This window comes from Paenibacillus sp. FSL K6-4396, assembly GCF_038002525.1.
Classification (GTDB): domain Bacteria; phylum Bacillota; class Bacilli; order Paenibacillales; family Paenibacillaceae; genus Paenibacillus; species Paenibacillus amylolyticus_B.
Genome location: NZ_JBBOCR010000001.1, coordinates 543,107 through 567,349 on the forward strand (window position 1 = coordinate 543,107; position 24,243 = coordinate 567,349).

Annotated in this window: 18 protein-coding genes; 10 read left to right on the plus strand and 8 right to left on the minus strand. The window is 47.6% G+C overall.

Annotation, left to right across the window (positions count from 1 at the left end):
• Positions 1-48 precede the first annotated feature (48 nt).
• Both cysW and MHB85_RS02590 read left to right on the plus strand, forming a co-directional pair.
• On the plus strand, positions 49-924 hold the full coding sequence (gene cysW / locus MHB85_RS02585; RefSeq protein WP_036607456.1) for a sulfate ABC transporter permease subunit CysW: 876 nt from the start codon (positions 49-51) through the stop codon (positions 922-924).
• Between the two features lie 156 nt (positions 925-1,080).
• Positions 1,081-1,320, plus strand: a complete 240-nt coding sequence (locus MHB85_RS02590) for a YezD family protein (protein ID WP_036607453.1) — start codon at positions 1,081-1,083, stop codon at positions 1,318-1,320.
• A 97-nt stretch (positions 1,321-1,417) separates the two neighbouring features.
• Here MHB85_RS02590 and MHB85_RS02595 read toward each other — a convergent pair whose 3' ends face one another.
• Together MHB85_RS02595 and MHB85_RS02600 are read right to left on the minus strand one after the other, a co-directional pair.
• The gene (locus MHB85_RS02595) at positions 1,418-3,058 is read right to left on the minus strand and encodes an extracellular solute-binding protein (protein WP_341072327.1); all 1,641 of its coding nucleotides are present in this window, start codon (positions 3,056-3,058) and stop codon (positions 1,418-1,420) included.
• 213 nt (positions 3,059-3,271) lie between these two features.
• Entirely contained in the window at positions 3,272-5,593 is a 2,322-nt protein-coding gene (locus MHB85_RS02600) for a helix-turn-helix domain-containing protein (RefSeq protein ID WP_341072330.1), read from the minus strand.
• Between the two features lie 364 nt (positions 5,594-5,957).
• On the opposite strand from MHB85_RS02600, the gene MHB85_RS02605 reads away from it, so the two are divergent.
• Positions 5,958-8,669: an S-layer homology domain-containing protein gene (locus MHB85_RS02605; protein ID WP_341074190.1), complete on the plus strand. Its 2,712-nt coding sequence runs from the start codon at positions 5,958-5,960 to the stop codon at positions 8,667-8,669.
• A 977-nt stretch (positions 8,670-9,646) separates the two neighbouring features.
• Here MHB85_RS02605 and MHB85_RS02610 read toward each other — a convergent pair.
• Entirely contained in the window at positions 9,647-10,531 is an 885-nt protein-coding gene (locus tag MHB85_RS02610; RefSeq protein ID WP_253505370.1) for a hypothetical protein, read from the minus strand.
• A gap of 180 nt (positions 10,532-10,711) precedes the next feature.
• Here MHB85_RS02610 and MHB85_RS02615 point away from each other — a divergent pair, with 180 nt between their 5' ends.
• From MHB85_RS02615 to MHB85_RS02630, 4 genes are all read left to right on the plus strand, one after another.
• Positions 10,712-11,530, plus strand: coding sequence for an imm11 family protein (locus MHB85_RS02615; RefSeq protein ID WP_341072331.1), 819 nt, complete (start codon positions 10,712-10,714; stop codon positions 11,528-11,530).
• A gap of 28 nt (positions 11,531-11,558) precedes the next feature.
• Entirely contained in the window at positions 11,559-11,987 is a 429-nt protein-coding gene (locus MHB85_RS02620; protein ID WP_036607442.1) for a GNAT family N-acetyltransferase, read from the plus strand.
• 319 nt (positions 11,988-12,306) lie between these two features.
• The gene (locus MHB85_RS02625; RefSeq protein ID WP_036607440.1) at positions 12,307-12,939 is read left to right on the plus strand and encodes an NAD(P)-dependent oxidoreductase; all 633 of its coding nucleotides are present in this window, start codon (positions 12,307-12,309) and stop codon (positions 12,937-12,939) included.
• Between the two features lie 203 nt (positions 12,940-13,142).
• Positions 13,143-14,822, plus strand: coding sequence for an NAD(P)H-hydrate dehydratase (locus tag MHB85_RS02630; RefSeq protein ID WP_341072333.1), 1,680 nt, complete (start codon positions 13,143-13,145; stop codon positions 14,820-14,822).
• A gap of 950 nt (positions 14,823-15,772) precedes the next feature.
• On the opposite strand, the gene MHB85_RS02635 is transcribed toward MHB85_RS02630, so the two are convergent.
• The 4 genes from MHB85_RS02635 to MHB85_RS02650 all read right to left on the minus strand — a co-directional run bounded on the left by MHB85_RS02635 (position 15,773) and on the right by MHB85_RS02650 (position 21,555).
• The gene (locus tag MHB85_RS02635; RefSeq protein WP_036672162.1) at positions 15,773-17,425 is read right to left on the minus strand and encodes a methyl-accepting chemotaxis protein; all 1,653 of its coding nucleotides are present in this window, start codon (positions 17,423-17,425) and stop codon (positions 15,773-15,775) included.
• A 26-nt stretch (positions 17,426-17,451) separates the two neighbouring features.
• Positions 17,452-18,459, minus strand: a complete 1,008-nt coding sequence (locus tag MHB85_RS02640; RefSeq protein WP_192135507.1) for a BMP family lipoprotein — start codon at positions 18,457-18,459, stop codon at positions 17,452-17,454.
• 367 nt (positions 18,460-18,826) lie between these two features.
• On the minus strand, positions 18,827-20,437 hold the full coding sequence (locus MHB85_RS02645; RefSeq protein ID WP_197997918.1) for a gamma-glutamyltransferase family protein: 1,611 nt from the start codon (positions 20,435-20,437) through the stop codon (positions 18,827-18,829).
• Positions 20,438-20,655: 218 nt separating this feature from the next.
• On the minus strand, positions 20,656-21,555 hold the full coding sequence (locus MHB85_RS02650; RefSeq protein WP_192135506.1) for an SDR family oxidoreductase: 900 nt from the start codon (positions 21,553-21,555) through the stop codon (positions 20,656-20,658).
• A 155-nt stretch (positions 21,556-21,710) separates the two neighbouring features.
• Between MHB85_RS02650 and fosB the strand changes: the two genes are divergently transcribed.
• Together fosB and MHB85_RS02660 are read left to right on the plus strand one after the other, a co-directional pair.
• Complete coding sequence (fosB, locus tag MHB85_RS02655; RefSeq protein ID WP_192135497.1) at positions 21,711-22,130, plus strand: metallothiol transferase FosB; 420 nt, start codon at positions 21,711-21,713, stop codon at positions 22,128-22,130.
• Between the two features lie 135 nt (positions 22,131-22,265).
• Entirely contained in the window at positions 22,266-22,469 is a 204-nt protein-coding gene (locus MHB85_RS02660; RefSeq protein WP_091018548.1) for a hypothetical protein, read from the plus strand.
• A gap of 121 nt (positions 22,470-22,590) precedes the next feature.
• On the opposite strand, the gene MHB85_RS02665 is transcribed toward MHB85_RS02660, so the two are convergent.
• On the minus strand, positions 22,591-23,841 hold the full coding sequence (locus tag MHB85_RS02665) for a helix-turn-helix domain-containing protein (protein ID WP_091018549.1): 1,251 nt from the start codon (positions 23,839-23,841) through the stop codon (positions 22,591-22,593).
• 185 nt (positions 23,842-24,026) lie between these two features.
• On the opposite strand from MHB85_RS02665, the gene MHB85_RS02670 reads away from it, so the two are divergent.
• Positions 24,027-24,218 carry a hypothetical protein gene (locus MHB85_RS02670; RefSeq protein WP_091018551.1) on the plus strand — a complete coding sequence of 64 codons (192 nt, stop codon included), beginning with the start codon at positions 24,027-24,029 and terminating at the stop codon, positions 24,216-24,218.
• The last annotated feature ends 25 nt before the right edge of the window (positions 24,219-24,243 follow it).

A 24,243-nucleotide genomic window follows, 5' to 3' on the forward strand; every position in this document is an offset into this window, starting at 1 on the left:
AAGGATACATTCAGATGTCACTCACCCAAACCAAAGGAGGTGCAGCATATGGCGGGGTCCGTTCCACTGAGCCCTGTTCCACCCGTAAAGACCGGGCGTGGAACTAACCGTGCAACAACAGAAGCTCCATGGGTCAAATGGTTGTTGATTGGACTGGCAAGCCTGGTACTCATATGGCTGCTTATTTTGCCACTGGCCATTGTGCTCATGGAGGCGTTGAAGCAGGGCTGGGGTGTGTACATTGCGGCTCTTACCGAGCCGGATGCCATGTCTGCACTGAAACTCACGTTATTGGTTGCGGCGATTACCGTGCCGCTGAATACGATATTTGGTGTGGCCGCTGCATGGGTCATTACCAAGTTCCAGTTCAAGGGCAAGGGACTTATGATCACCCTGATTGATCTTCCTTTTTCAATTTCGCCTGTGGTGGGCGGGTTGATCTTTGTATTGGTCTTTGGTTCGAATGGGTGGTTAGGGCCGTGGTTGTCCGAACATGATATTAAAATCATTTTTGCGCTGCCAGGCATTGTCATTGCAACGCTGTTTATTACCTTCCCGTTCGTAGCGAGGGAGTTGATTCCACTAATGGAGGACCAGGGAACCCGGGAAGAGGAAGCGGCGGTTACGCTAGGTGCTTCCGGGTGGCGAATCTTCTGGAGTGTAACCTTGCCCAACATCAAATGGGGACTGCTGTACGGTATTATTCTGTGTAATGCCCGCGCTATGGGCGAGTTCGGAGCCGTATCTGTGGTGTCCGGGCATATCCGCGGGGAGACCAATACGTTACCACTTCATGTCGAGATTTTGTATAACGAATATCAATTCTCGGCTTCATTTGCCGTAGCTTCCCTGCTCCTGATTCTGGCTCTCGCCACGTTGCTACTCAAGAGCTGGCTTGGACACAAAGCCGTTTCAGAAAAGTGATTATGAGAAGAAGAAAATACAGATTGACAGCTACTGGAAGCCCTGCTAATGTATAAACCAAGTATATAGGTTGGATAAGAATGATTTATAAATCCGTTGGATGACAGCGTACTTAGGAATATGGCGGGCAATAGCCCGAGAAGAGGAGGCGGCTCTATGGCTAAGCCGTTAAAAGTGGATGAGGTATGGTTGGACCGAATTGCCGGACAGCTGAATGACATGGAGTTTGGTTCATTGCATATCGTGGTGCACGAAGGTCAGATTGTGCAGATGGAGCGGACCGAACGCAAGCGTTTTGAAAACACGCCCTCAGGCAGCGCCTCCAAATCCGGAAGCACGGCACGAAGCAGTTCAGCCCGTTCACTACGCGGATCAAATGCGAGTGCGAAGGGATAGAGAGTGACGTGAAGGAAGCGAAGATAGGTGCATAAAAACACATGTAAAATCCAGAAACTCATGGGAAATGCATAATGTATGTTCCAAACCGTTATATCTATTGTGCGCGACTTGTCTCCACATGCTCCTTATACCAATGATTTGCTTCAAGCAGCACCTGTTGCCCACCTGCATCCATGAATTCTTCCACAAAGGTATCGAAATACCCCACAGGCTGATCGCCAGTGATGATGGAGATGTACGCTCTGTCTCTCATGCGAATCAATTCAGATGAATATTGAATCAGGGCAGGGGTTGCAACCTCCAGGCGATTATAGATACCATTCTCCGTCAACCCTGCAGATGCAGCCCACTGTTCACGTTTATCCGAGGGTATACCTGGAACCGTCATGCCGATACTTGAGCCGATCATATTAATATAATTCTCCATTCTGTTGTATGGGTAAAGTAAATGGAACGAGTTTGAATCTTCAGCGCTCCAATTCCAGTGTTTTCCTGGAAGGCCATACTCCATTTTGATCTGCTCCTCCGGATCGGGGTTGGCACTTACATAATCGAGTATCTCCAAAATTTTCTCCAGTTTTCCCGGCTCCTTCGCAGCCTCAGCACCTATAGCAATAAAATTCATCAGCAGATTGTTCCCTTTTGAACCGCTATGTCCATCAGGACCAATAACAGGAGAACCAAATACAACCTCTGCAGTTACGTTCTTCTGTAACAGCTCATTAACATTGAACGAGGCTCCCACAGGGGTTTCTTGGCCATTTTCATTAAGGACACTGTAGTCTCCCTCTTGATTCCAATGATAATAGTTGCCCATCGAGGTCATCCCAATTTTTCCATTAATAAAAGTATGGGATAGATGTTTATAGCCGCCTTTATTTTCGCCGGTTATGAACTCAGGGTCGATAATCCCGTCCCGATACCACTTTTGCATATAAGTCAGGGCTTTTTTCATCTCAGGCTCCAAAGCACCGATCACAAGTTGGTTGTTTTTTTCATTAAAATACAGTTGCTCGGTGAATACGGACTGTCCAAAGGCACCAAACACGACATTTAAGCCCTCTCTGGATAGGCCATACGTATCTTGTTTACCATTTCCGTCTGGATCATCTTTGGCAAAAGCATACATAACCGTTTCAAATTCATCTAATGTCTTTGGCACCTCCAGACCAAGCTGCTTAAGCCAGTCCTCTCGGTATACAACAGGGGTTCGATAGATGTTGGTCTGATTGATGGCCGGAATTCCATATAAGCCACCGTTTATTTTTCCATACTCTAGGTAACGTGAATCATAATCGCGAATTCGCTGTACGATATTTGGCGCATATTGTTCAAGGACTTCCGGGGAGATTTCCGCTAAGACCCCTTGCATTTGATACTTAAGCAGATCATGCGGTTGTCTGATTCGGAACAGATCGGGTATTTTCCCTTGAGCAAGCTCCAGGTCCAGCAGTTCCTCGTACCGCTTGTTCTCAAGATTCCACACCTTCAGATCGACATCAAACCTATCCTCAATATATGCAATCATCTCCGCGTCTTCAGGAACAGGGATATTTTGATGCATGGTCCAGGATATCGTGTACTGCGGTGCTGTATCCTTCTCAGCGCTTGCTAGATGGTCTCGCTGTTGCACTTGTGATCCTTCCCTGTTTAGAAAGGTACAACCGCTCATCAATCCTATAAGAATAGATGTAGCAATCAATAGACATAGCGTTCTTAAATGGTTGATGTTCATAGCAGCTCCTTTCCTGATTTCAAATTCTATATAGGTTTAATCAAAGAATATTTACACGGACACTCCGATGACAGAACAACCTTCCGATCGCTGTTATTCCCAGATTTCTTTTGATTCCTTCTCTAAAGGAAGAAATCCGGGAATAAAGGCGAACGCTTCGCTTCTTCAGGTTCTTTCTGTCCTCTCCGTTTTTGTGTAAATGTTAAATTGACCCTATATAGATCCCTGTTCCATTAGATTGCGCATGAAGTTTTTTGGCGTACAGCCGTGAATTTCTTTGAACTTTTTAATGAAATAAGCAGGGGTACGGTAACCAACCGTACTTGCGACCTGCTCAACCGTAATTTCGCGTTGTGTCATCAGTTCCCGTGCGCGTTCCATTCTCTGATTCGTAACATATTCGGAATAAACAATCCCGGTTTCTTCCTTGAAAAGTTTACTCAGATATTTAGGGCTGATGAATACTTGCTCTGAGACATGATCCAGCGTGAGATCGCCTGATAAGTGCTCGTGAATATAGGCTTTGACAGCCGAGATGGTATCCACACTTCGTACCTCGCTTCGCTTCTCCATCTGCATCACAAATTCGGTCACGAGATGAATCATCCATTCCGAGTAGCGGTTGATATTGTAGAACAATGAAAATTGCTTGTACATATTCAATGAACTCGCCTCGGTGGGTTGCAGGCGCACCTGATTAATACACTCAGCGTAAATAGATACCGTTTTTAATAAGATGATCCGACTGTATTCGGCTGAATAGGGGCCTTCTTTTATTGTCGCGACCAATTCCTGAATGGCCTGAACCGTACCTTGCACATCCCGAGTCTGCAATTTCTTTTCAAAGTTTACGAGGTATGACTCCGGGATCTCCAGACTGCTGGCTTCCCTGTTCAGAAGATCAAGATCCTGAATGGCAGACTGCTCGGGAAAGAAGTAGCTGTATCGAATCAGGGTATTCGCCTGATGATAGCTTGTGTGAATCTTCGTGAAGTGTTCTACCCATCCGCCTAACGATAGTACAAATTCCAGACCAAATCTGCTGCTCGCCTCAGCGTGAATAAAGTCTACAATGTGATCAGAGAGCGGTTCTTCGGGTTGGTTGGTACAGATGATTACTGCTATTTTGTGATCCTGCAATTCCTCTGCCAGCAGTTGAGTTCCAACCATTTCTGCGATCTCCAGTTGCTGGATCATCGTATACAACGTATGCTGCAACTGTCGTGGCTGCAGATCCTTCCACTTCTCATTAACAGGGTCAATGACGATGCAACGGAAGCGAGAGTAGGCCATTGAAATGTGAATAGACTGGAGCTGTTCCGTAAGTTCCTCGGGTGTAAATCGGTTATTTAACATATTGAGCATGATACTATGCTTAATCATTCTGTGATTGGCCTGTAAAGTTTCTTCAAGACTATCAACTTTATTGGACAGACTGTTAAACGTTGTATCGATGAACCGATATTCGTCCTGCTTTAAGCTGGTTGGGCTATCCATCCGGCTCTTGATGTTATTCATGATTCGTTTAAGAGGACTATAGTTGGCCCTGGTAAAGATGGACGACATCGCTATTCCAACCGCAACAGCCAATAAACCGTGAAGAACCGAAATCTCCTTCAAGCTATCCAATTTATAATAGAAGCTTTCATTAGGTGTGGTTGTGTAGATTCTCCATGCATTTCCTTTAAATTGATCTTGGGTAACGACATGAGAGTCATAGTTAAATACAGGTGTGAAGCTCTCATCTGAAGTATGAAAGGTGAGTAGCGACTGCGTCAGATTCTCCTCCGTGGAGCTGCCTATCAACGTTTTGTCCGCAGCAGATATGACGGTTCCGTCCTGATCGATGATTAATGTATTTGCATAGTCAGCAGGGAGCATATTTTTAATGATCTGACTGATCGCTGATTCTTTGATATCAATCGCAATCATGGCCTTACTGTCTTGTCCAGACGATTGAAACGGGTAACTATGGACATAGGAAATTAGAGGACTCATCTTGCCTTGTTCCCGTGATTCGATATAAACATCCTGAGGCACCATGCGAGTCTTCATCCATAAGGAGCTTTCTGAAGTCTCTTTCATCGCAGCAATCCAATCCGTCGTATGATCCACACTCGAAGGCTTGTCCTCATAGAGCAATAGCCCATATACAGATGAGACGATGAAGTGGTTCTTTGTATCGTACACATGAATAGCTTCAATGAGATCGGAGTAATTTTGTACCATATTTTTGAGGGACTGTTCGATGTCCAGGATTTTGCTATGGTTTCCTTTTAAGCTATCTAAATCGATACTAGCGGCGTTACCGAGTGCCAGGGACAGATAGACCTGATTCACCTTCTGGATAACGGAGCTCTCAATATAATTGACAGTGCTTTTCAGTGACAGCTGATTATTGATTCGAATCTCTTTGCTGTATTGATGGGAGAAGAAGAGGTATAGAATGGAGCCGAAAAGAAGCGCAATGACAAGAACGACAGCAAGGTAGGAAAGAACCATCTTGGATCTCACAGATTGAAATGGCTTATGCATTCTTTTTCCCCCTTCATGTCTCTTTTCTAAACAACTTCATCATTATATAGCAGGCCGAGGACTAGAAATCATGTTGATCGAAATTTAACAAACTCCCACTCCATAATTTACTTTCAGTTAATAAAGCGTTTACAAAAGTGGGTATTTTAATTGATAAATGTAGTATCTAACTCCATTTTTCTTGGCATATAAGCTCCGGAACGTACGATTTTGATATAAAACGGAATTTGTTCTATAGATGCGAAACGCTCCCTAATGCTACAGTAACGGCAGATCAGACATCTGTATAGAGTCTTTCTTACTCATTTGCAGATGCAGAAGCAAAAAAATAATTTACCATAACGGGAGCGTGTATTTGCAAGCCATGAGAAAACCACTTAAAAAGTCACTGGCATTACTTCTAATGTTGTCTATGGTAGGTCCGACATTTGCAGAGAAAAGTTTTGCAGCCGATCAGAAGATTCAGTTCTCTGATATTAAGGGACACTGGGCGGAAGCAAATATTCAAGCATGGGGTGATGAAGGATTAATTCGAGGTTACCTGGATCATTCATTTAAACCGAATACGTATATTACAAGAGCAGAATTTATGAATTTGGTAAACGGTGCCTTTGGATATTCCGGACAAGCTAAAATTACCTTTAATGATGTGTCTGAGAGTGCATGGTATTACGAAGCAATTTCTATTGCAAATGCGAATGGATATATAGATGGATACACCGATGGCACAATGAAGCCGCAAGATCCGATCACCCGTCAAGAAGCAGCTAAAGTGATTGCTGGCATTTTGAATCTGGAGTTAAATGAAACAGCAGCGAATGTATTTAGCGATTCATCGTCTATAGCGGCGTGGAGCAAGGGAGCTGTAGGTGGAGCGGCAGCAGCGAAAATTATCTCTGGTTATGCAGATGGAAGCTTCAAACCGCTTAATTCCATTACTCGTGCCGAAGCAGTGTCTGCGCTCGTTAAGGCTGTGGAAACAGATGCTACTACAGCTGCCAAACCAGCTAAGCCAAAGGGAACGGCAACTGTGCTGAATGTTAATCCCCCAGCAGATGAAGCTCGGTTGTCCGCCGTGAAGCACGGAGCCAATGCCGGAGACGACACCTTGAAAAATATTGCGGAAACCAATCCGTTTATTGATATTTTGGACGGTTTTGATCAAGTATGGTCCATGAACCTAGCGGATTGGAGAGATGGAACAGCGGCAACCAAAATTGGAGCTGACGGGAAAAATGCAAAGTATGGAGATGGACCGACTCCATATTATGACGGCTTTAAGAATGATCCAACCGTAGCTGTTGCTGATCAGAAAACATATGCAAATGAAGAGATCCGAAACAAAGCAACTTGGGAAGCCAATATCAAATATGTAGAAAAGGTCACGCAAAATCGCACAGGTGAAGAGACATTGGCAGCCTATTATGATGACCAAAGAGATAAGATCTATAGCGTGATGGAGGGCTTTGGTCCGTTGGCTAACACGTATGTAGATATCATCAAGCCAAAGACAAACGTTGAACGAACGGTGGACGAGATGAATGTGGTATTGACCGAAGAAACAGTGGAAGATGAAAGCCAAGGCATTGGAGATTGGGAAGCAAAGACGGAACTTGCAGACTTGGTTCATTTAGTTGATCTGGTTCGATTCAAAATTCCTGCCTCATCTAATCCCTCTAAATATTTCTACTCTTCCCCTAGACCGTGGAGAATGAATTCCAATGGAGAAGTGAAAGAAGTTGTTGACAGCAAAGGACTGCCTGTATGGGAAACCTTGGGCGAAGGTGAGAAAAAAGAAGTACCTTTGGCTTCAGGCGGCACCAAATCAACAGGAGAAAAACATTACCAGCAATACGAAACTAACGTTAAACTTATTCCTGCGTTAACTTATGTCAAACGAATCGCTGAGGATGGAAGAGGGAAAGATGGCGCATTTCCGAGCGGACATACCAGTGCAGCTTACTTATCCGTATTTCCTTTGGCATACGCTACACCAGAACGATTCACTGAATTGTTAACGAGAGCAGCTCAGTTGGGCGAGAATCGAATCGTAACGGGGATGCACTCACCGCTTGATGTTATCGGAGGAAGAATACAATCCACAGCCATGGCTGCATATGCACTTAATAAGGCTGAGAACAAAGATGTGTTAGAGAAAGGTTATGAGAATGCAGGAGAAGTATTTGGAGCTGCAGCGAAGGAAAAAAATATGAGTCTGTATGAGTATGCACACACCGTAACTGAGGATTACACGTTCAAGAGTGCTTACGATGAACACAAATGGGAAGATCATGATGCCAATAAAGCTTTCTATAGAGAAAAGATGACTTACGGTCTACCACAAACCGGAACCAAAGGTTTGGCTCCAGTTGTACCGCAAGGAGCAGAAGCCCTGTTAGAAACACGTCAACCGTATTTAACAGATGAGCAACGCAGACAAGTATTGTATACAACATCCATTGACTCTGGATATCCTGTACTGGATGAATCCAAGGGCTGGGGTAGAATTGATCTGGTCACGGCTGCGGATGGCTACGGCGAATTCTTGAACAATGTAACTGTGGATATGGACGCTTCCAAAGGCCGCTTCAATGCACAAGACTGGTGGAGAAATGATATCACCGGTAGTGGAATGCTCACGAAAAAGGGAACAGGCACCCTTACATTGACAGGGAAAAATAGCTACACTGGCGGAACATTGCTGCAAGCAGGAACGCTGGTAGCCGAATCTGCAGCTGCTTTTGGTACAGGTGATCTGTATGTAGAAAATGGAACAGTTGTCGTTGATGTCGACGGAGCACTCAACTTAAATAGAAACTTTACCATGGATAACGGTACGTTGGAATTGGTAGTGACTGACAACAACAGTCAGCTGAATGTCGGCAGAAAGCTCTATATTGATGGAGGAAGTCTCAAACTCGACTTGTCCAACTATAAGATTGAAGGTTCTAAAGATATTACGTTAATCACGGCTAATGGAATTACAGGTGAATTCGACAGTGTAACTGCCGAAGGTTATGACGTGACTGTCACGTACGAAAAGGGCCGCGTCATTGCACATGTTGTAGCCAAATAAGTGAAGTAATTATCCATGATATAAAGTGAACTAAAGAATGTCACACATGCGACTTCGATGACAGAATAACTTTCCGATCACTGTTATGCCAGATTCTTTCCTTCTTCAAAGGAAAAAATCCGGGGATAAGCATATGCTTTCGATGGAGCTTTCTTTCCGAAAGGCTTTAGGCGTAGCGAATGCTTTCGAAGTAATTTTCTTACAGAAAACTTGTAGCTTCGCTTCTTCACGTTATTTCTGCCCTCTCCGTTTTTGTGTAGTTATTAAAATTCATTTTATATCGTTCAATTCTTCGCAAGAAAAGATTATAGAAAAGGGCTTAAACTACAATGTAGTTTAAGCCCTTTTCGCGTACAGATACGTTGGATATAGGGGATGTTTTCAACACGTGCTGAAAGCCGAAGTGTATCTGAACGTGTCCGGAGTAGGCAAGCGCTAAATACTGAATGTAAGAGCAAGCAATTAGGACTTCGCAAAAGCGATTTTCCTATTTTCCACTACCAATGAGAATTTTCGCTTCGTACGAGAGGGACACGAGGTTTCCTCTCAGTCACGCTTGGAACAGAGCATGAGCAGGGGTTGAGCGCTAACGAATATGAGGCGTCTTATTTAAGGGGTTGAAGCACCCGCAGAAATCTAAGGAATCTGAGACATGTTATATCGAAATGTACGGCGTTTTAGAGCGTTTTTATCGAGCGATTTTGGGAAATAACGTGTCTGAGGTTCTTTACAATTTTGAAAGAGGGCGTAGAGGTAATATAAGACGTCCTGTGTTCCTTAGAGAATCGACTGGTTACTGAATAGGAACAGCCAGACGGGAGTTCCATAATTTTGGGACACTGACATCCATCCTCGTATAGCATGCCGAGCAAGGAGACACGACCTCATCGGTGAAAATCCAGCCGAGGGAGGGCCAAGTCTCGTATCATCGATGTGGGTATCTAAGTTTAATCATACGGAAGCGGCTGAATCGTAGGTTATTCGTCGGTGTTGGTACCAGATGTACGACGTGTATTTCCTTCCATCTCCGTAGAGACTTGCTTCGTTGGTTCCAGATCCGTATGTCCTGCGTAGGGGCGATCACTTCGAGAGCGTGTCCCAGTCAACCCGAAACCCGAAGTGAATATAATCAGCTGTAGTCCCAGTGCGTAGGGCGCAGCAACAAGTCCAATCAGATGGAGTAAGGAGCATAGCGCGATCAGCAAGGAGAGCATTTTGGTTACTGTACGTGACCTATCCCGTCGTGGGCTGGCCCAGAGCAGGTAACCATATATTATGGTGATCATTATGGAAGTTGCGCGAATCCATGGCAAGATGCTGTCCCATGAGTCTACATGGACGTCCAACATCTGCTGACGAAATATCAGATCTGTAACTAGAAACCCTGTGGCTGCTAGTGCCAATGGTTCGGCTGCGGGCCGAAGGATGGTCCATACCGCAGTGCCCCAATGATCTGCATGAGTCTCCCGGCTGAGTTCATCCGATAATACGGTGCATTCCCGTTCCAGTGCTCTGTGCATCAGTCCGATTCTGGCAGGGTCATGATCCTTAATACAGTCCCGGATCTGGTCCTGTAGCTGAGGAGATAGGTAAGATGCAGCTTTGCAGGCTAACATTGCTGTTATCAGATCGTCATGTTCGTGTTCCGATCGTTCATAATTCCGATTTTCCTGGATGGTAAGTTGTCCCAAGAGGGCTGTACTTATGTATAATGTATCTCGTATCCTTCTCATTCGCCTTTCGTGGCTGCGGCGAACTTCAGTGGCAGACCATATGTATATCCCCAGAAGCAAAGCCATGACTCCAAACAGCACAGCCACAGTGCCTGGGCGCGATGTTAGATCTTCAATCCAACGAAACACACTTGTTCCTCCTTTGCACCAACTTCGCGTATCATGAAACACGCTTCACGTAAGCTTTCTCTCACTATTACACAGGAAGTAGATGAATTCAAGCAGAATTCATATGTTAAAGTCATGATACGTAGAGTAGCTCAGTGACACAGATGTAATTATAATAGAAAGATTTTAAGGTGGGGAGAAATGAAATTTTATAGGTTTAATCATGATACGAAAACGAAGGTCCTAGCTTCAGTGGAAGATGATCATCATCCAATTAATAGTGATTTCCACGGTCAATCTAAAATAAAAGGATGGACAACAATAGGTTTAGAAACCCTTTATAAAAAATCATACAAGGATTTTCCGAATTACCATATCGGTAAACCTGTGTTCTCAAAAAGAGTTAAAGAGATGATGGAGAAAGAGAGTTTATTAACAAGCGAAGTAGAATTTTTGCCCATAACGAATGATAATATGGAATTGTTCATACTAAATGTTACTAATATATTGGACTGTGTTGATTATCATCGTTCTGATATTGGTAGATTCAAAGATGAGTCTTGGGCACGGTTTAACAAGCTTGTATTCGATCCTGCCAAAATACCGGAAGGAACGTGTATGTTCAAGATTAAGGAAACTCCTGGTGTTCAGGTTTTTGTTACAGAAAAGTTTAAAGAATGGATTGAAGAGCGTAAGCTCAAAGGGCTTAACTTTTCCGTGATATATGATTCTGACTTTACAAAGGAAATGGAAGAAGAGCAGCAACGGGTATATGATGCAGCTCTTGAAGAAATTGAACGAAATAAAGGAGAAGAGTATTCCTATGATGATGCCCGTGAACTTGTAGATCAGGGAGAAACCATGGCTAGCGGTCCGTGGAGGATTCGGCTGGAAGATCAGGGGAGGTTATGGCTAGGTCAGTTGCTTCAAGATCTGTCTTACCAGTGGATTATGCCTGTATATATCCCGCCGGTTTTGCTGTTGAAGTCTTGGCATGTGGTTGACAGAATAAAAGAATAATTTATTTTGTTGGAGAGGGGCACAATTCATGGATCATGTGAGTATTGAACACACACCACCCGCAGCAGTGGAGTATCTTGCTTTACGGCAGGTTTCGGGTCTTAGCCCGATGAGCAGGGAAGGGGCGGAGATTGGATTACCGAATAGCCTGTTTGCCGTATGTCTGCGTGAAGAGGATATGCTGATAGGCATGGGGCGAGTGATTGGAGATGGAGGTTGTTTCTTTCAGGTCGTCGATATTGCTGTACACCCGGATGTTCAGGGAATGGGGTATGGAAAACTGATCATGAGCGAGATTATGAATTATCTGCGTGAAGCAGTACCTGCCCGTGGTTTGGTCAGTCTGCTGGCGGATGTTCCGGCTGATCAACTCTATGCTCAATTTGGATTTGAATACACCAGCCCAAAATCGGAGGGCATGTGGTGGAGGCAGGGAGAAGAAGGACCGACTACCTAGCGGAACGGAAACTGAAATCTTGAGATAAGAATAGATTCTATGTCGTATGAAATTATCTTATTATAGCCGCATTTAGCGGCTTTTTTCATGATTCGTGTTGAGTGCTTGCGGAGAGAGGGGATACTTAAGAGTGTCGGTGCTTCTTCCGCTAGTTGAAGTAAAGATTATTTTTCTACATATAAGCTGTAAGAGATAGGTTTACAAGATGTCACATCCGGTTTAAGATGGCGTGAGCCGTTTAAGGTATATAACAATAGGATTAAGTATTAAAATAACGGTAAGTTGACAAGATGATATCTACAGAAAAGAGGGAATTCATATGAAAGTAGCCATTTTTGGAGCAACCGGAGCGATTGGCAAGATGATACTGTGGGAGCTGATGGATCGTGGGCATGAAGTGACAGCGGTGGTGCGTGACCCTTCGAAGGTTGAGATGGTTCATGAGCGTTTGCGTGTAGAACAGGGAGATCTGCTTAACCCGGATCAGGTGGCTGATTTTGCAGCGGGTCAAGAAGTGGTTGTGAGTGCGTATGGACCTAAGTTTGGTGGAGAAGAAGAGATGCTGGAAGTGACGCGTTCGTTGATCGAGGGTGTGCGCCGGGCAAAAGCAGGACGTCTGGTTGTAGTTGGTGGAGCAGGAAGTTTGCTAACTGATTCCGGTGATATGCTGATGGATACGCCGGGATTCCCGGAAGAAGTCAAACCACTGGCAAAAGCCCATGCAGAAGCATATGACCTGATTGAAGCATCAGGTATTCACTGGACCTACATGAGCCCTGCTGCGACAATCACAACAGGACGTCGCACCGGCCAGTTCCGGGTTGGCATGAACCGGGTGATTACGGATGATATCGGGGAAAGCTCGATTTCCGTTGGCGATTTTGCAGCGGCTTTGGTGGACGAACTGGACGATCCGCAATTTATCCAAGCTCGGTTTACGGTAGGTTATTAAGCGTAGACAGGCTTTGGAATGGATAATTTAATCTGAAGGTCTCGTACACGGGATCGATAGAGTTTTCGATGATGTATCGAGTGGATCGTGGTAACTGGATGAGGTAAGAGGAAAGATAGCGATACACATATAAGATGCAGCGTTTAGGTGCAAAGTTGCTACTTTTAAGTATGAGATGAGCTTGTCACGGGGAGGGATGAACATTGTTTATCGTAACCGCTGAACAGATGAGAGCTGTGGACGAGCATACCATTCAACAGCTCGGTATTCCGGCAGCAAGTCTAATGGAGAATGCAGGCCGCGCCATAGCCGAGGAAGTCATCAAGCTGTGCCGGGAAGGGCAGGCAGAAGGTTGGCTTGCGGATTCAGGGCAGCTTGGCTATAGCAGCAAGACAGATGCTAGGCGGGCACACACCGGGCCCGGTGATCGGCAAGGTTATGGTGGCGACATCATCGCCGATCCGGCGCTGGTGATGGAGCGCCCGGGAGATCAGCAATGGTACATGCTGATCGGCAAGGGCAATAATGGCGGCGATGGGCTGGTGGCCGCGCGCCATTTGGTTGAAGCAGGGCTTGGCGTGACATTGGTCTACGCCGATGCCCCTGATGCACTGCGGGGCGAAGCCGCAGTGCAACGGGATGCCGCCGCGAAGCTTGGCATCCCTGCTCTTGTCCACGGGCGCGAAGCCGTGGACTTCAGCCGGTGCACAGGCATCGTGGATGCGCTGCTGGGCACCGGGTCGCGGGGGGCGCCGCGCGGAGCCTACGCGGCGCTGATTGAGGCGGCGAACGACAGCGGCAAGCCGGTCGTGTCCGCCGATGTGCCAAGCGGGCTGGACGCCGACACCGGAGAGGTGTACGAGCCCTGCATTCAAGCCCGGGTGACCGTATGCCTCGCGCTGCTTAAGCGCGGGCTGGTGCAGTACCCGGGCGCTTCTGCCGCGGGGCGCATTGTGGTGCGCGCCATCGGCATTCCCGCGCGGCTTGCGCCAGAGCATGGCCCCTCGGTCCGTCTGCTGACGGACGAGGTGCTGCGCGGTGCGCTGCGCGTGGATACAGGCCGTCTCCGGGCACCGGACGGCCACAAGGGCACCTACGGCCACGTATTGCTGGCCGCAGGAAGTCTGCCGATGAGCGGCGCTGGCCTGCTCTCGGCCAAAGCCGCGCTGCGCGCAGGCTGCGGGCTCGCCACATGGGCGTTGCCCGCAGCACTGCTGCCGCATGTTATCGGCACCGTGCCCGAGCTCATGCTCGCTGCCGCCTCCGATGGCGACAGCGGCGAATGGAACGCGGCTTCCGCCGACGCTGTGCTGCGTCTTGCGGAGAGCCGCGATGTGCTCGCGACCGGCCCAGGCCTTGGCCGCTTCAAGGGCGACACAGACTGGCTGCGCCGTCTGTGGCAACATACGGATCGTCCGCTCGTCATCGACGCGGACGCCCTCAACATGCTGGCAGACGCTGGCCCACATGGGCCTCGCGACTGGGGCCAGCGAAGTGCCGCGACAATCCTGACGCCGCACCCTGGCGAGATGGGCCGACTGCTGGGCATGTCGACCCAAGAGGTGCAGCGTGACCGCATTAGACACGCTGCAAAATACGCCCGCGAGCAGGGCGTGACCCTTGTGCTCAAGGGAGCACGAACGGTCATCGCAACGCCATCCGGCGAGGCATACATCAACACCACTGGGCACGCCGGCATGGCGACTGGCGGTGCCGGAGACGTATTGACCGGCATCATCGCCGGTCTGCTTGCCCAGGGGCTCAGCGCGGAGCAAGCCGCCGCGTTCGGCGTATATCTCCACGGACAGGCCGCTGAACGCGCAGCACTGCTGCGCGGTGACCCATCGTCCCTGCTGGCCGGAGACATCATCGACGCACTGTGAGGATGGGGCAGGTGTGGGACAAGCTCATGGTTTTGGGTTGCTGTCTATGACTAATCATTTCTAAACTGCAAGTGATCCAACGAATCAGCGCACCAGCGCACCAAAAGTAGATGAGTGCACGTTGTCCATTGCTAAATGCTAAATGCTAAATGCTAAATGCCCGGCGCCCAATGTCCATTGCTCAGTACTCAATACTCAATACTCAATACCAATGCCCAGTGCTCATTGCCCAAACGAACCTGATACACCTTATACCACGGTTTACATCGAGGAGCAAAAGCTAACGAATCTCATCCACGTTATTTCTGTGTATTTCAGAGAAAACACCTGAAAAACCGGACTAAATTAGGGAATAGAATGCCTGAGATTCGTTAGATTTTATAATCTGCAATTAATGGCCCAATAAGGTTTGCTCAGTTCGTTAAACGTTTGGATCTGAAATGCTGATGCCTTGTTATCTATATAAGTTGAACTAAAGAATATTTACACTAGACACTCTGTTGACAGAACAACCTTCCGATCGCTGTTATCCCCATTTTTTCTTTTATAAAGTGGAGAATCCGAGGATAGCGGATGCTTCCGAAACAGCTTTCTTTCAAGAAGCTTTTTAGGCGAAGCGTATGCTTCCGATGCAGCTTCTTTCAGGTCGCTGTTAGCTCCACTTTTTCAGGTTCTTTCTGTCCTCTCCGTTTCGTGTAAATGTTTAGTTCAATCTATATACTTTCATATCTTTGAAACGAATTAATGGTTGGATGAAACAATGATTAGTTACTGAAAAGGGGAGCCCTGTCATGATGCATGACGGAGGCTCCCCTTTATTTGTTTGTATGTTCACGCTACCTGATCCTGGCTCGGCTATAACCTGCCCATAACATGCCTATAATCTGCATCTAACCTGCATCTAAACGACATCCGACCTACGTCTGGCCCAAGTTCTCGCGGCATCCTGCTTACAGCCGGAATCGCAGCAGTTCCTGATGCATCTCTGCGCTGATATCACGCAATGACTTCACCTTGATACTTGCATCAGCGAAGGAACGTTGTTGTTCCGACGTGGAGGCGGTAATCTCTTCACTGCTGGCAGCCGACTGCTCGGTGATGGCACTGATATTTTCGATGGCTTGTTGCACCTGTGTACTGAGTTCATTGGAGTGTTGCATGTCCTCAGCAAGCTGATGGATACCCGTACTAATGCGCTCCACACTTTCACGAATAGCAGAGAAGGATTCGCGAGTCTGGCCAGTGGCTTGTTCCTGTTCGCCGAATAACTGCATGCTTTGTGCTACAGAGTTCTTCACCTTGTCCATGGAGGTTGTGATCTCGCCCACAGCCGCATAGATATGTTTGACCGATTGCGCAGATTGTTCGGCGAGTTTGTTCACCTCGCCCGCAACAACAGCGAAGCCACGTCCGGCTTCTCCAGCGCGAGCAGCCTCTATGGAGGCATTTAACGAGAGCATGGTTGTTTGTTTGGCAATCTCTGATACATATGCCGTCATCGTAGTGATTCGAACCGCGCTTTCTTCCAGTTCCCGCACCGTTTGTTCCACCTCGGCCATCGCCATACGATTCACTTCGGCCAAGCGGAGTTGCTCCGCTACAGCCTTATTACCTTCCTCAACGGTAGTTAATACTTCACGACCATCGATTACCGATTGGGAAGTGGCCTCCAGATTGCTATTGAAGGTAGACTGCATTTTGTCCACAACCATCACTGTTTCACTCAGATCCTCGGCAATCTTTTGACTGCCAATTGACAGTTCCTCCGTGGTGCGGGATACTTGCTGCACAATCGCTTGGGCTGTATCATTACCGCGGTCAATATCTTGTGCCATCAGATCGACACGATGACCCGCTTCACCAATCGACTGAATAATGCCGCGGATATTATGAGTCATGGTACCGAAGGAACGACTCAGGTCATCGAGTTCATCTTTGCCCCGAGCTTCCGGTAATTGTCCGGTCAGGTCACCGTCCGCAATTTGTCCAGCGGCGTCTTTGAGTGTTCGAATACGCTTGGCAATCTGACGTGAAGTATACATATTAAACAGCATCACGGCGACGAGCAATACGATAGCTCCTGCCAGAGCGGCTTGCCACGTTTGCTGAATGTCACGTTCCAAATCGACGGTATATTGATCATAACGATCCCGAGTCATCTCATCTAACGAATAGATATCATTCTGTATGCCCCGAACCCGAGTGCTGTAACGTTTCGCTTCCGCACTGTTCATCGCACTCATCGCTTCGGTGGCTCCCTGGTTGAGAGCTTCTAATTTTGTCTCGATGGACTGAATAAGTTGTAACTGCTGATCTGTTTCGAGCAATCCGTCCGTAAGCTCCTGAATCATCGTTTGGCCTTCATCCAGCAAGCGAAGCACGGCGTCCTGGTTTCCTGCTGTCATGGAGAATGAGTAGACATCCAGCGCTTGCTGGGTCTGAATCTGATTGGCGTTCAGTTCACTCACCTTGAGCATGGCTGGTACCAGATTTTGATTTTTGGCATTCATGTTGAGCAATTGCATGATAATATAAGCGACTAGCACAAGGCATAGAAGTAGTGAAATTAGAGCATTAAGTATCAGTTTTCCCTGTAGTTTCATATGCGTACCTCCTCGTATCCGATGGGTTATTGATCAAGCGTAATTTTGATTTGACCGGAAGAGATCTTAGCCTTCAGATCTTCGAAGGTTTGCTGTTGTTCATCACTGAGCGTGATATTATGTAGAGCAGTCAGACCCACGGCGTTCTCCGCCAGCCCCTCCACGATTTCCTTTTGAGGGAAGGTATGATTGTTTTTAACAAACGTGTTAACGGCATTGTAGATAGAGACATCCACATTTTTCAGCATGGACGTAAGAATGGATTTTTCCGCCAAAAAGAATTGATCGGTATCTACACCGATGGCGTATTTCCCTAATTTCTGAATCTCCGTCAGTGCACCAACGCCTGTAAGACCAGCAGCTACGTAGATCACGTCAGCGCCCTTTTCCTGAATCATCTCTGCAGCCAGTTGTTCACCCAGCTCGGCATTGCCAAAGTCCCCTGCGTAGACGACATCAACGGTTGCATTCGGCTTGACAGCCAGAACACCTTGTTTAAAACCCAGCTCGAAATTACGAAGGACTGGTATCTCTATTCCACCAAGGAAGCCAACATGATCTTCCGTTGAAGCCATAGCGGCAATAACACCTGCCAGATAACTTCCTTCTTCCGCCCGGAATGAAATGGAGGCAATGTTAGGCAGTTCGGACTGACTGTCAATCATGAGGAACTGCTGGTCAGGATATTTGGCTGCAACTTTCTCCATATCCGCTTGGACAGCATCACTCAGGCCGATAACCAGATCGAATTTGGCTTGCGCAAACTCTTCAAATGCAGCTTCGGCATTGTCGCCCGGTTCACGATAGTCGAAGACAATGCTTTTCTCATTTCTGGCCTGAACCAGTCCATCAAAAGCAGCATCATTAAAAGAACGGTCACCCAGACCCACTTCCGTAAGCACGATCCCAACCTTTGTTCTTGTGTCTGTTGCCGTTGTTGTATTGTTGGGTGAACATGCCCCCAGGATTAGTACCGTCAGGATCATCATTATGGTGAGACCTAGACCTGCGCGTCTGTTCTTGTTTGTTTTCATGTGTGGTACCCTCATTTCTGTAGTCGCATTTTTCTGTTTTGCGTGATTCCTTAGCTCCAGGGAAGTACGTGTGCATGATGACACGTATGGTGAGGATTTCCCTTTATCTATATCGGTCAGAAAGGCACTGTGATTTATGGTATTTAGTGAAAATTTACGAAAAAATAAGTATTTTTCATGAATTACACATTATTTTTACATTTATCTGCTTAAAAGGGTACATAAATATCTACAGTATGTTGTTTACTGATGTTAGAAGTCGAAAAAAGGCACAACAGAGATGACATGAATCATCTCTGTTGTGCCTTGAAATTTCACCCTATACGAATGATAAGGTGATCATCCTATTATAAAAATGACGCGAGTTTTACCAAGCCGCAATCGAGCCGTCGGCTCGGGTTTCCGTACCCCCGCATAATACGCCATTGTCCGGGTTGCGCCAGATGATCTGACCGCGTCCAAACTGGGATGGATCGAGTGCCACTTGAATATCATGTCCTTTGCGGGCGAGTGCCTGAGCGATATGCTGCGGGAAACCCGGTTCCACGAGAATTGTTTTGCCCTTCGTCCACTGCCAGCGCGGAGAATCCAAGGCGGCCTGTGGGTTCAGGTGATAATCGATCGTATTCATAACCACCTGCACATGACCTTGCGGTTGCATGAAACCACCCATGACACCGAATGGCCCAACCGCTTCGCTGCCACGGGTGAGGAACCCCGGAATGATCGTGTGATACGTTCGTTTGCCTGGCTCCAGGGCGTTCACATGATTAGGGTCCAGTGAGAAATTATGTCCGCGATTCTGCAAAGCAATGCCTGTCCCCGGAACAACCAATCCAGAACCGAAGCCCATATAGTTACTCTGGATAAACGAAACCATGTTGCCTTCACCATCAGCCGTAGCCAGATACACCGTTCCACTTGCTCGTGGATCACCTGCCTCAGGTGCTCGTGAGGTATCACCAATGAGTTTGCGCCGTTCTTCCGCGTATGCCTCGGACAGCAGTTCCTCCACCGTCACACCCATTTTGCGTTCTTCGGTAATATATTTCTCCCCATCGGCAAATGCCAGTTTCATGGCTTCGAGCTGCTGATGATATGCCAGAACGGATTCTTTCTCGTCAAAATCATATCCCTTCAGGAGATTAAGCGCCGCGAGAGCAATCAATCCTTGTCCATTCGGCGGAATCTCCCATACATCGTATCCGCGATAGGAGACGGAGATGGGATCAACCCACTCGGGCTGGAAAGCCTTCAGATCTTCGCGAGTCAGATAACCACCATGCTCTGCCATAAAGGAATGAATGCGCTCTGCCAGTTCTCCTTCGTAAAAGTCTCGCGCTTCGCTCTCGCCAATCTGGCGCAAAGTCGCCGCATGATCCGGCGAGCGCCACATCTCTCCAGCTGCGGGAACACGCCCGCCAGGAGCAAATGTCTCAAACCACGCACGCCCTGCCTCCGCATCACCTTGGCGTGCATAAATCTCGGCTGCCCTTGCCCAGTGGCGGGCCAGCCCAGGCGCAAGCGGATAACCTTCCTCCGCATAGCGGATAGCCGGTTCCAGCGCTTCCGCCAGCGTGAGCCGCCCAAAACGGCGGCTCAGCTCAGCCCAACCCGCCGGTGCGCCAGGCACCGTCACCGGAACAACCCCAAGCTTCGGCATCTCCGTATGGCCTGCCGCTTGAAGCGCCTCAATGGATATGCCCTGAGGCGCAGGGCCGCTGGCATTCAGGCCATGCAGTTTGCCCTCGGTCCAGACGAGGGCAAAAGCATCGCCGCCAATGCCATTGGACGTGGGCTCCAGCACGGTGAGTGCTGCCGCAGTTGCAATGGCGGCATCAATGGCGTTGCCGCCTTTTTTCAATACATCCAGACCGGCTTGTGCAGCCAATGGTTGAGACGTGGCGACCATGCCTTGTTTCGCATACACAGGCACGCGGTAAGAGGGGTACGGTTGGTAGAGTGGATCGAAGTTCATCGGGTTGTTCAGCTCCTTGTCACAAGATGTCAGGCTCCGGCATCACCGGATCATACTCCTAACCCTCTTCGCAACCGGACAACCGATATCCTGCCACACCTGCTAAATCCAGCCTGACATCAGCAACACTTCGTTCAGAAATACGTTCCATCCCGGCCTGATTAGCCATCATCTAATACGTTTCTACCAAGGGAGGTGACATCAGCCACCGCATTACCCTAAGTCGTTACCATATCGCCGCCATTGACATGAATGCATTCACCTGTGACGTAGGATGAATCGCGGGAGGCGAGATAGACATAAGCTGCCGCCAGTTCGTAAGGCTGACCAGCCCGACCCATAGGCGTCTCCGTTCCAAATACCTGCACATCCTCCGCGGAGAAACTGGCAGGAATAAGAGGTGTCCAGATAGGGCCAGGGGCAACAGAATTCACGCGGATTCCCTGTGCTGCGAGTGATTGGGAAAGTACACGAGTGAGCGACACGACAGCCCCTTTGGTGGAGGAATAGTCGATCAACTGGACGTTACCTTTGTATGCTGTGATGGAAGCCGTATTGATGATGGAGGCACCTTTGCACAGATGGGGGAGAGCGGCCTGGATCAGAAAGAAATAGGCGAACACATTCGTTTGAAAGGTGTGGTACAACTGCTCCTCCGTAATATCAACAATGCTTGGCTGCACATACTGCACGCCATGGTTGTTGACCAGAATATCGATCTTCCCGTAGGTTTCCATGGTTGTGCGAATGACGGTTTCACAATTTTTCTTCAGGCGGAGATCTATCTCGATCAAGAGACAGCGCTGTCCGAGTTCTTCGATCCGTTCACGAGTCCTTTCGGCATCTGTCCGTTCATATAGATAAGCAATGACGATATCCGCACCTTCCTTGGCAAAAGCGATGGCGGCCGCCCGGCCGATTCCACTGTCACCACCCGTAATAATGGCAACTTTACCTTGGAGTTTGCAGCTACCGATATAGGCAGGATCTTCACTGATCGGTTCAGGCACCATCAGGGTTTCCAGACCGGGTTGCTGGTCCTGATGCTGGGGTGGAAATGCCAGCTTTTGCTCCTTGCACACCGTTTTCTCACCATAAAAAGGATAAACAGGATTCATTCGCTTTACATCCTCCTCGAACGTACATTGATACGGATAACCTATGCATTCGCCCAGAAGGATGTGCGAGAGGAGCAGGCACAGCGGTTGTTTTTTGCACAAAATATACCATAATAAGGATAGATCCTTAAATCTTTGGAGGTGTCAGGAGCCACATGAATATTCAAGGAATTAATCATTTGTGCTTTTCCGTATCCAATCTGGAGCGGTCCATTACCTTTTATGAGCAGGCTCTCGGTGCCCGAATTCAGGTGAAAGGACGCAAACTGGCTTATTTTGAGCTTGCCGGTCTGTGGATTGCCCTGAATCAGGAGGATGTTATTCGCAACTATACGGAACGAACCTATACCCATATTGCATTTACCGTTACAGAAGAGGAGTTCGACGCGTCTGTTCAGCAGCTGCGAGCAGCGGGTGCTGACATTCTTCCCAGAAGGCCAAGAGATCCGCGGGATGCATTATCCGTTTATTTTACCGATCCGGATGGACATTTGTTTGAACTGCATACAGGTACGATGAAGCAAAGGCTGGATTATTATCGCGAAGACAAAGATCATATGACCTTTTATCCGTGAGTTTCATGTGCAAGTAGAGGTAAATGATGATTAACGTATTTAAAGTCATTGCAATTATCCGTAAAATACGTATTAGGTTGCCAGAAATCGATGGTGGAATATGCTACCCAATTATAAACATGAGGAGAGATGAGCATGGAGAGTAAAGGAACCAAATTCGTTACAACCGCAAGTGAACTCTGCATGGTTACTATCATGCTTCTACCTTTTATTGCAGGACAGCTTCATGTTTCGGAGGCATATGCAGGATCGGCTAAGTTTAGTAGTCAGCAGGGACAAAAGCATGCCGTATCTACGGAAACGCTGCTGGAGCTGAATGATCCTGTACCTGTTCGATGAGAGATTGATCCTGTGCCCTTTCACCGTGGATTCCCGGAAGTGGGGTCCCTGTTCAGAGACCCTAAAATCCATCTGTTTATTTCCCTATGTCCTCAGTTGTTAGATGAAGAAGGTATCTGTTTTATTTGATCAATGACTTATAATCTTCGTAGTTCATTTTACGCTCTTGCAGGCTTAACAGAAGGAGTTGATGGCTGATGTCAGCCTCGCGGTTTGCAGAGATGCGTTTAAGTAGATCGTGACTCATTCTTAGAAAGTAATAACCTTCATTGCTGTTGTTTTTCTCATGAAATACAATACCCAGCAAGCGATACAGTTTGGCACGAAGCATCCCTTCATCTTGCTTATCCAGCAGTTGGAGGGCTTCTTTGATGATGGCCTCTGCCTGTTCTGGCTCACGCTGTTCCAAATAAACTTTACTGATTTCCTCTAATATGGAAGCCTTCTTGTGGGGAAGATTGCGTTTATCGTAAATTCGTGCGCATTCATCCAGTAAGGGGAGGGCTTCTTTTTTTTGCCCCATATGAAGCTGGATCACGGCGAGGTTGTGAAGTGCCAGAACGTAGGATTCGCTGCTCGCCTGTTTATAGGCCTGTACGGATCTCTTGGTCCAGTCATAACTTAACCGCATGTGTCCGTCCTGTTCGGACATATAATATGCTTTGCCCAGACCCAGTGTAATCTCGCCATACAGTTCCGGTTGTCCCGCCATTTGGGCTTCCTTCTCCGCTTTGAGATAGTAGTTCAACCCTTCATTCACATTGCCTAGTCTTAAATGGGTTGTGCCAAGAAAGGTCAGCGATTGGATGTGTTCTTCCTGTAGATGTTTGAGTCTGCTGCTGTACGTATACGCCTGTTCATAATGTTTCCGGGCAGCATGAAACAGCTCTGCATGAAAAGCCGCTCTCCCCATTTCCAGATAATATTCAACAATACGTTCCCTGTCACCTGTTCGAATGACCGTAAATGCTGCAGTTTCCCCCTCATCCAAGGCTTGTCGATAATCCCCAAGTCTGTTGTGACTTCGTAAAATGAGCAGGTAGGCTTCTGACTGATCCGATGTATCCTCCGTCAACGTCAGCACTTTATGGGCTATGCGGATGCATGCAGAATCATTCTGCTCGGCATAACAGGCTTTGGCCTTGTCCAGTACAGCCTCCCCAATATCCGTATCTGTTGCTGCACTTCCTCCCAGAAAAAACTCCATGGGTGTATTAAGTCTCCTGGCAATGATTTTTAACATACGCTGCGAGGGAACGGCTCTACCTTTTTCGATAAGGCTGATGTAAGAACGCGTCATATCCTCACCTGCCAGTTGCTTCTGAGACAGTCCAAGCTGCTCCCGGATTTGCCGGATTTTGGGTCCGAGCATGATCGTTCACCGTCCCTTGATATAGTTTGATTGGAATGGAGATCTGATTGGTATGTTGGGCCTATCGTGAGTATCCAGAAGCAGGGGTAAGGAGAGTGAGAGGTTCATTTACCTCCATTTACAGTTTAAATCCAATTTGGGAGATTATAGAATCAGAGTATCCAAGATGAAAGGAGGAGATATGAATGGTCATTAAAGCGACTCCCATTACACTGGAGCAACTGAAGCGCAAAGAAGTTGAAGCAGCACAATTGGAAACGAGTGGACTGGGCGAGGCACGTGAAGTCAGTGCACGCGCGGTTTCCGCTCGCGCAGTTGAAGCCCGTGCTGTAGCGGCTCGTGCTGTAGCAGCTCGTGCAGCGGCGGCTCGTGCCTGATTTTTCCTACTTACTTATCGTATTA

Bases quoted from the DNA above. Each gene is read 5' to 3' on its own strand.
- MHB85_RS02595 (WP_341072327.1), bottom strand. From the start codon at position 3,058: ATGAACATCAACCATTTAAGAACGCTATGTCTATTGATTGCTACATCT.
- MHB85_RS02650 (WP_192135506.1), bottom strand. From the start codon at position 21,555: ATGAATCCTGTTTATCCTTTTTATGGTGAGAAAACGGTGTGCAAGGAG.
- MHB85_RS02645 (WP_197997918.1), bottom strand. From the start codon at position 20,437: ATGAACTTCGATCCACTCTACCAACCGTACCCCTCTTACCGCGTGCCT.
- MHB85_RS02670 (WP_091018551.1), top strand. From the start codon at position 24,027: ATGGTCATTAAAGCGACTCCCATTACACTGGAGCAACTGAAGCGCAAA.
- MHB85_RS02665 (WP_091018549.1), bottom strand. From the start codon at position 23,841: ATGCTCGGACCCAAAATCCGGCAAATCCGGGAGCAGCTTGGACTGTCT.
- MHB85_RS02590 (WP_036607453.1), top strand. From the start codon at position 1,081: ATGGCTAAGCCGTTAAAAGTGGATGAGGTATGGTTGGACCGAATTGCC.
- MHB85_RS02660 (WP_091018548.1), top strand. From the start codon at position 22,266: ATGGAGAGTAAAGGAACCAAATTCGTTACAACCGCAAGTGAACTCTGC.
- MHB85_RS02640 (WP_192135507.1), bottom strand. From the start codon at position 18,459: ATGAAAACAAACAAGAACAGACGCGCAGGTCTAGGTCTCACCATAATG.
- MHB85_RS02615 (WP_341072331.1), top strand. From the start codon at position 10,712: ATGAAATTTTATAGGTTTAATCATGATACGAAAACGAAGGTCCTAGCT.
- MHB85_RS02625 (WP_036607440.1), top strand. From the start codon at position 12,307: ATGAAAGTAGCCATTTTTGGAGCAACCGGAGCGATTGGCAAGATGATA.
- cysW (WP_036607456.1), top strand. From the start codon at position 49: ATGGCGGGGTCCGTTCCACTGAGCCCTGTTCCACCCGTAAAGACCGGG.
- MHB85_RS02620 (WP_036607442.1), top strand. From the start codon at position 11,559: ATGGATCATGTGAGTATTGAACACACACCACCCGCAGCAGTGGAGTAT.
- MHB85_RS02635 (WP_036672162.1), bottom strand. From the start codon at position 17,425: ATGAAACTACAGGGAAAACTGATACTTAATGCTCTAATTTCACTACTT.
- MHB85_RS02605 (WP_341074190.1), top strand. From the start codon at position 5,958: ATGAGAAAACCACTTAAAAAGTCACTGGCATTACTTCTAATGTTGTCT.
- MHB85_RS02600 (WP_341072330.1), bottom strand. From the start codon at position 5,593: ATGCATAAGCCATTTCAATCTGTGAGATCCAAGATGGTTCTTTCCTAC.
- fosB (WP_192135497.1), top strand. From the start codon at position 21,711: ATGAATATTCAAGGAATTAATCATTTGTGCTTTTCCGTATCCAATCTG.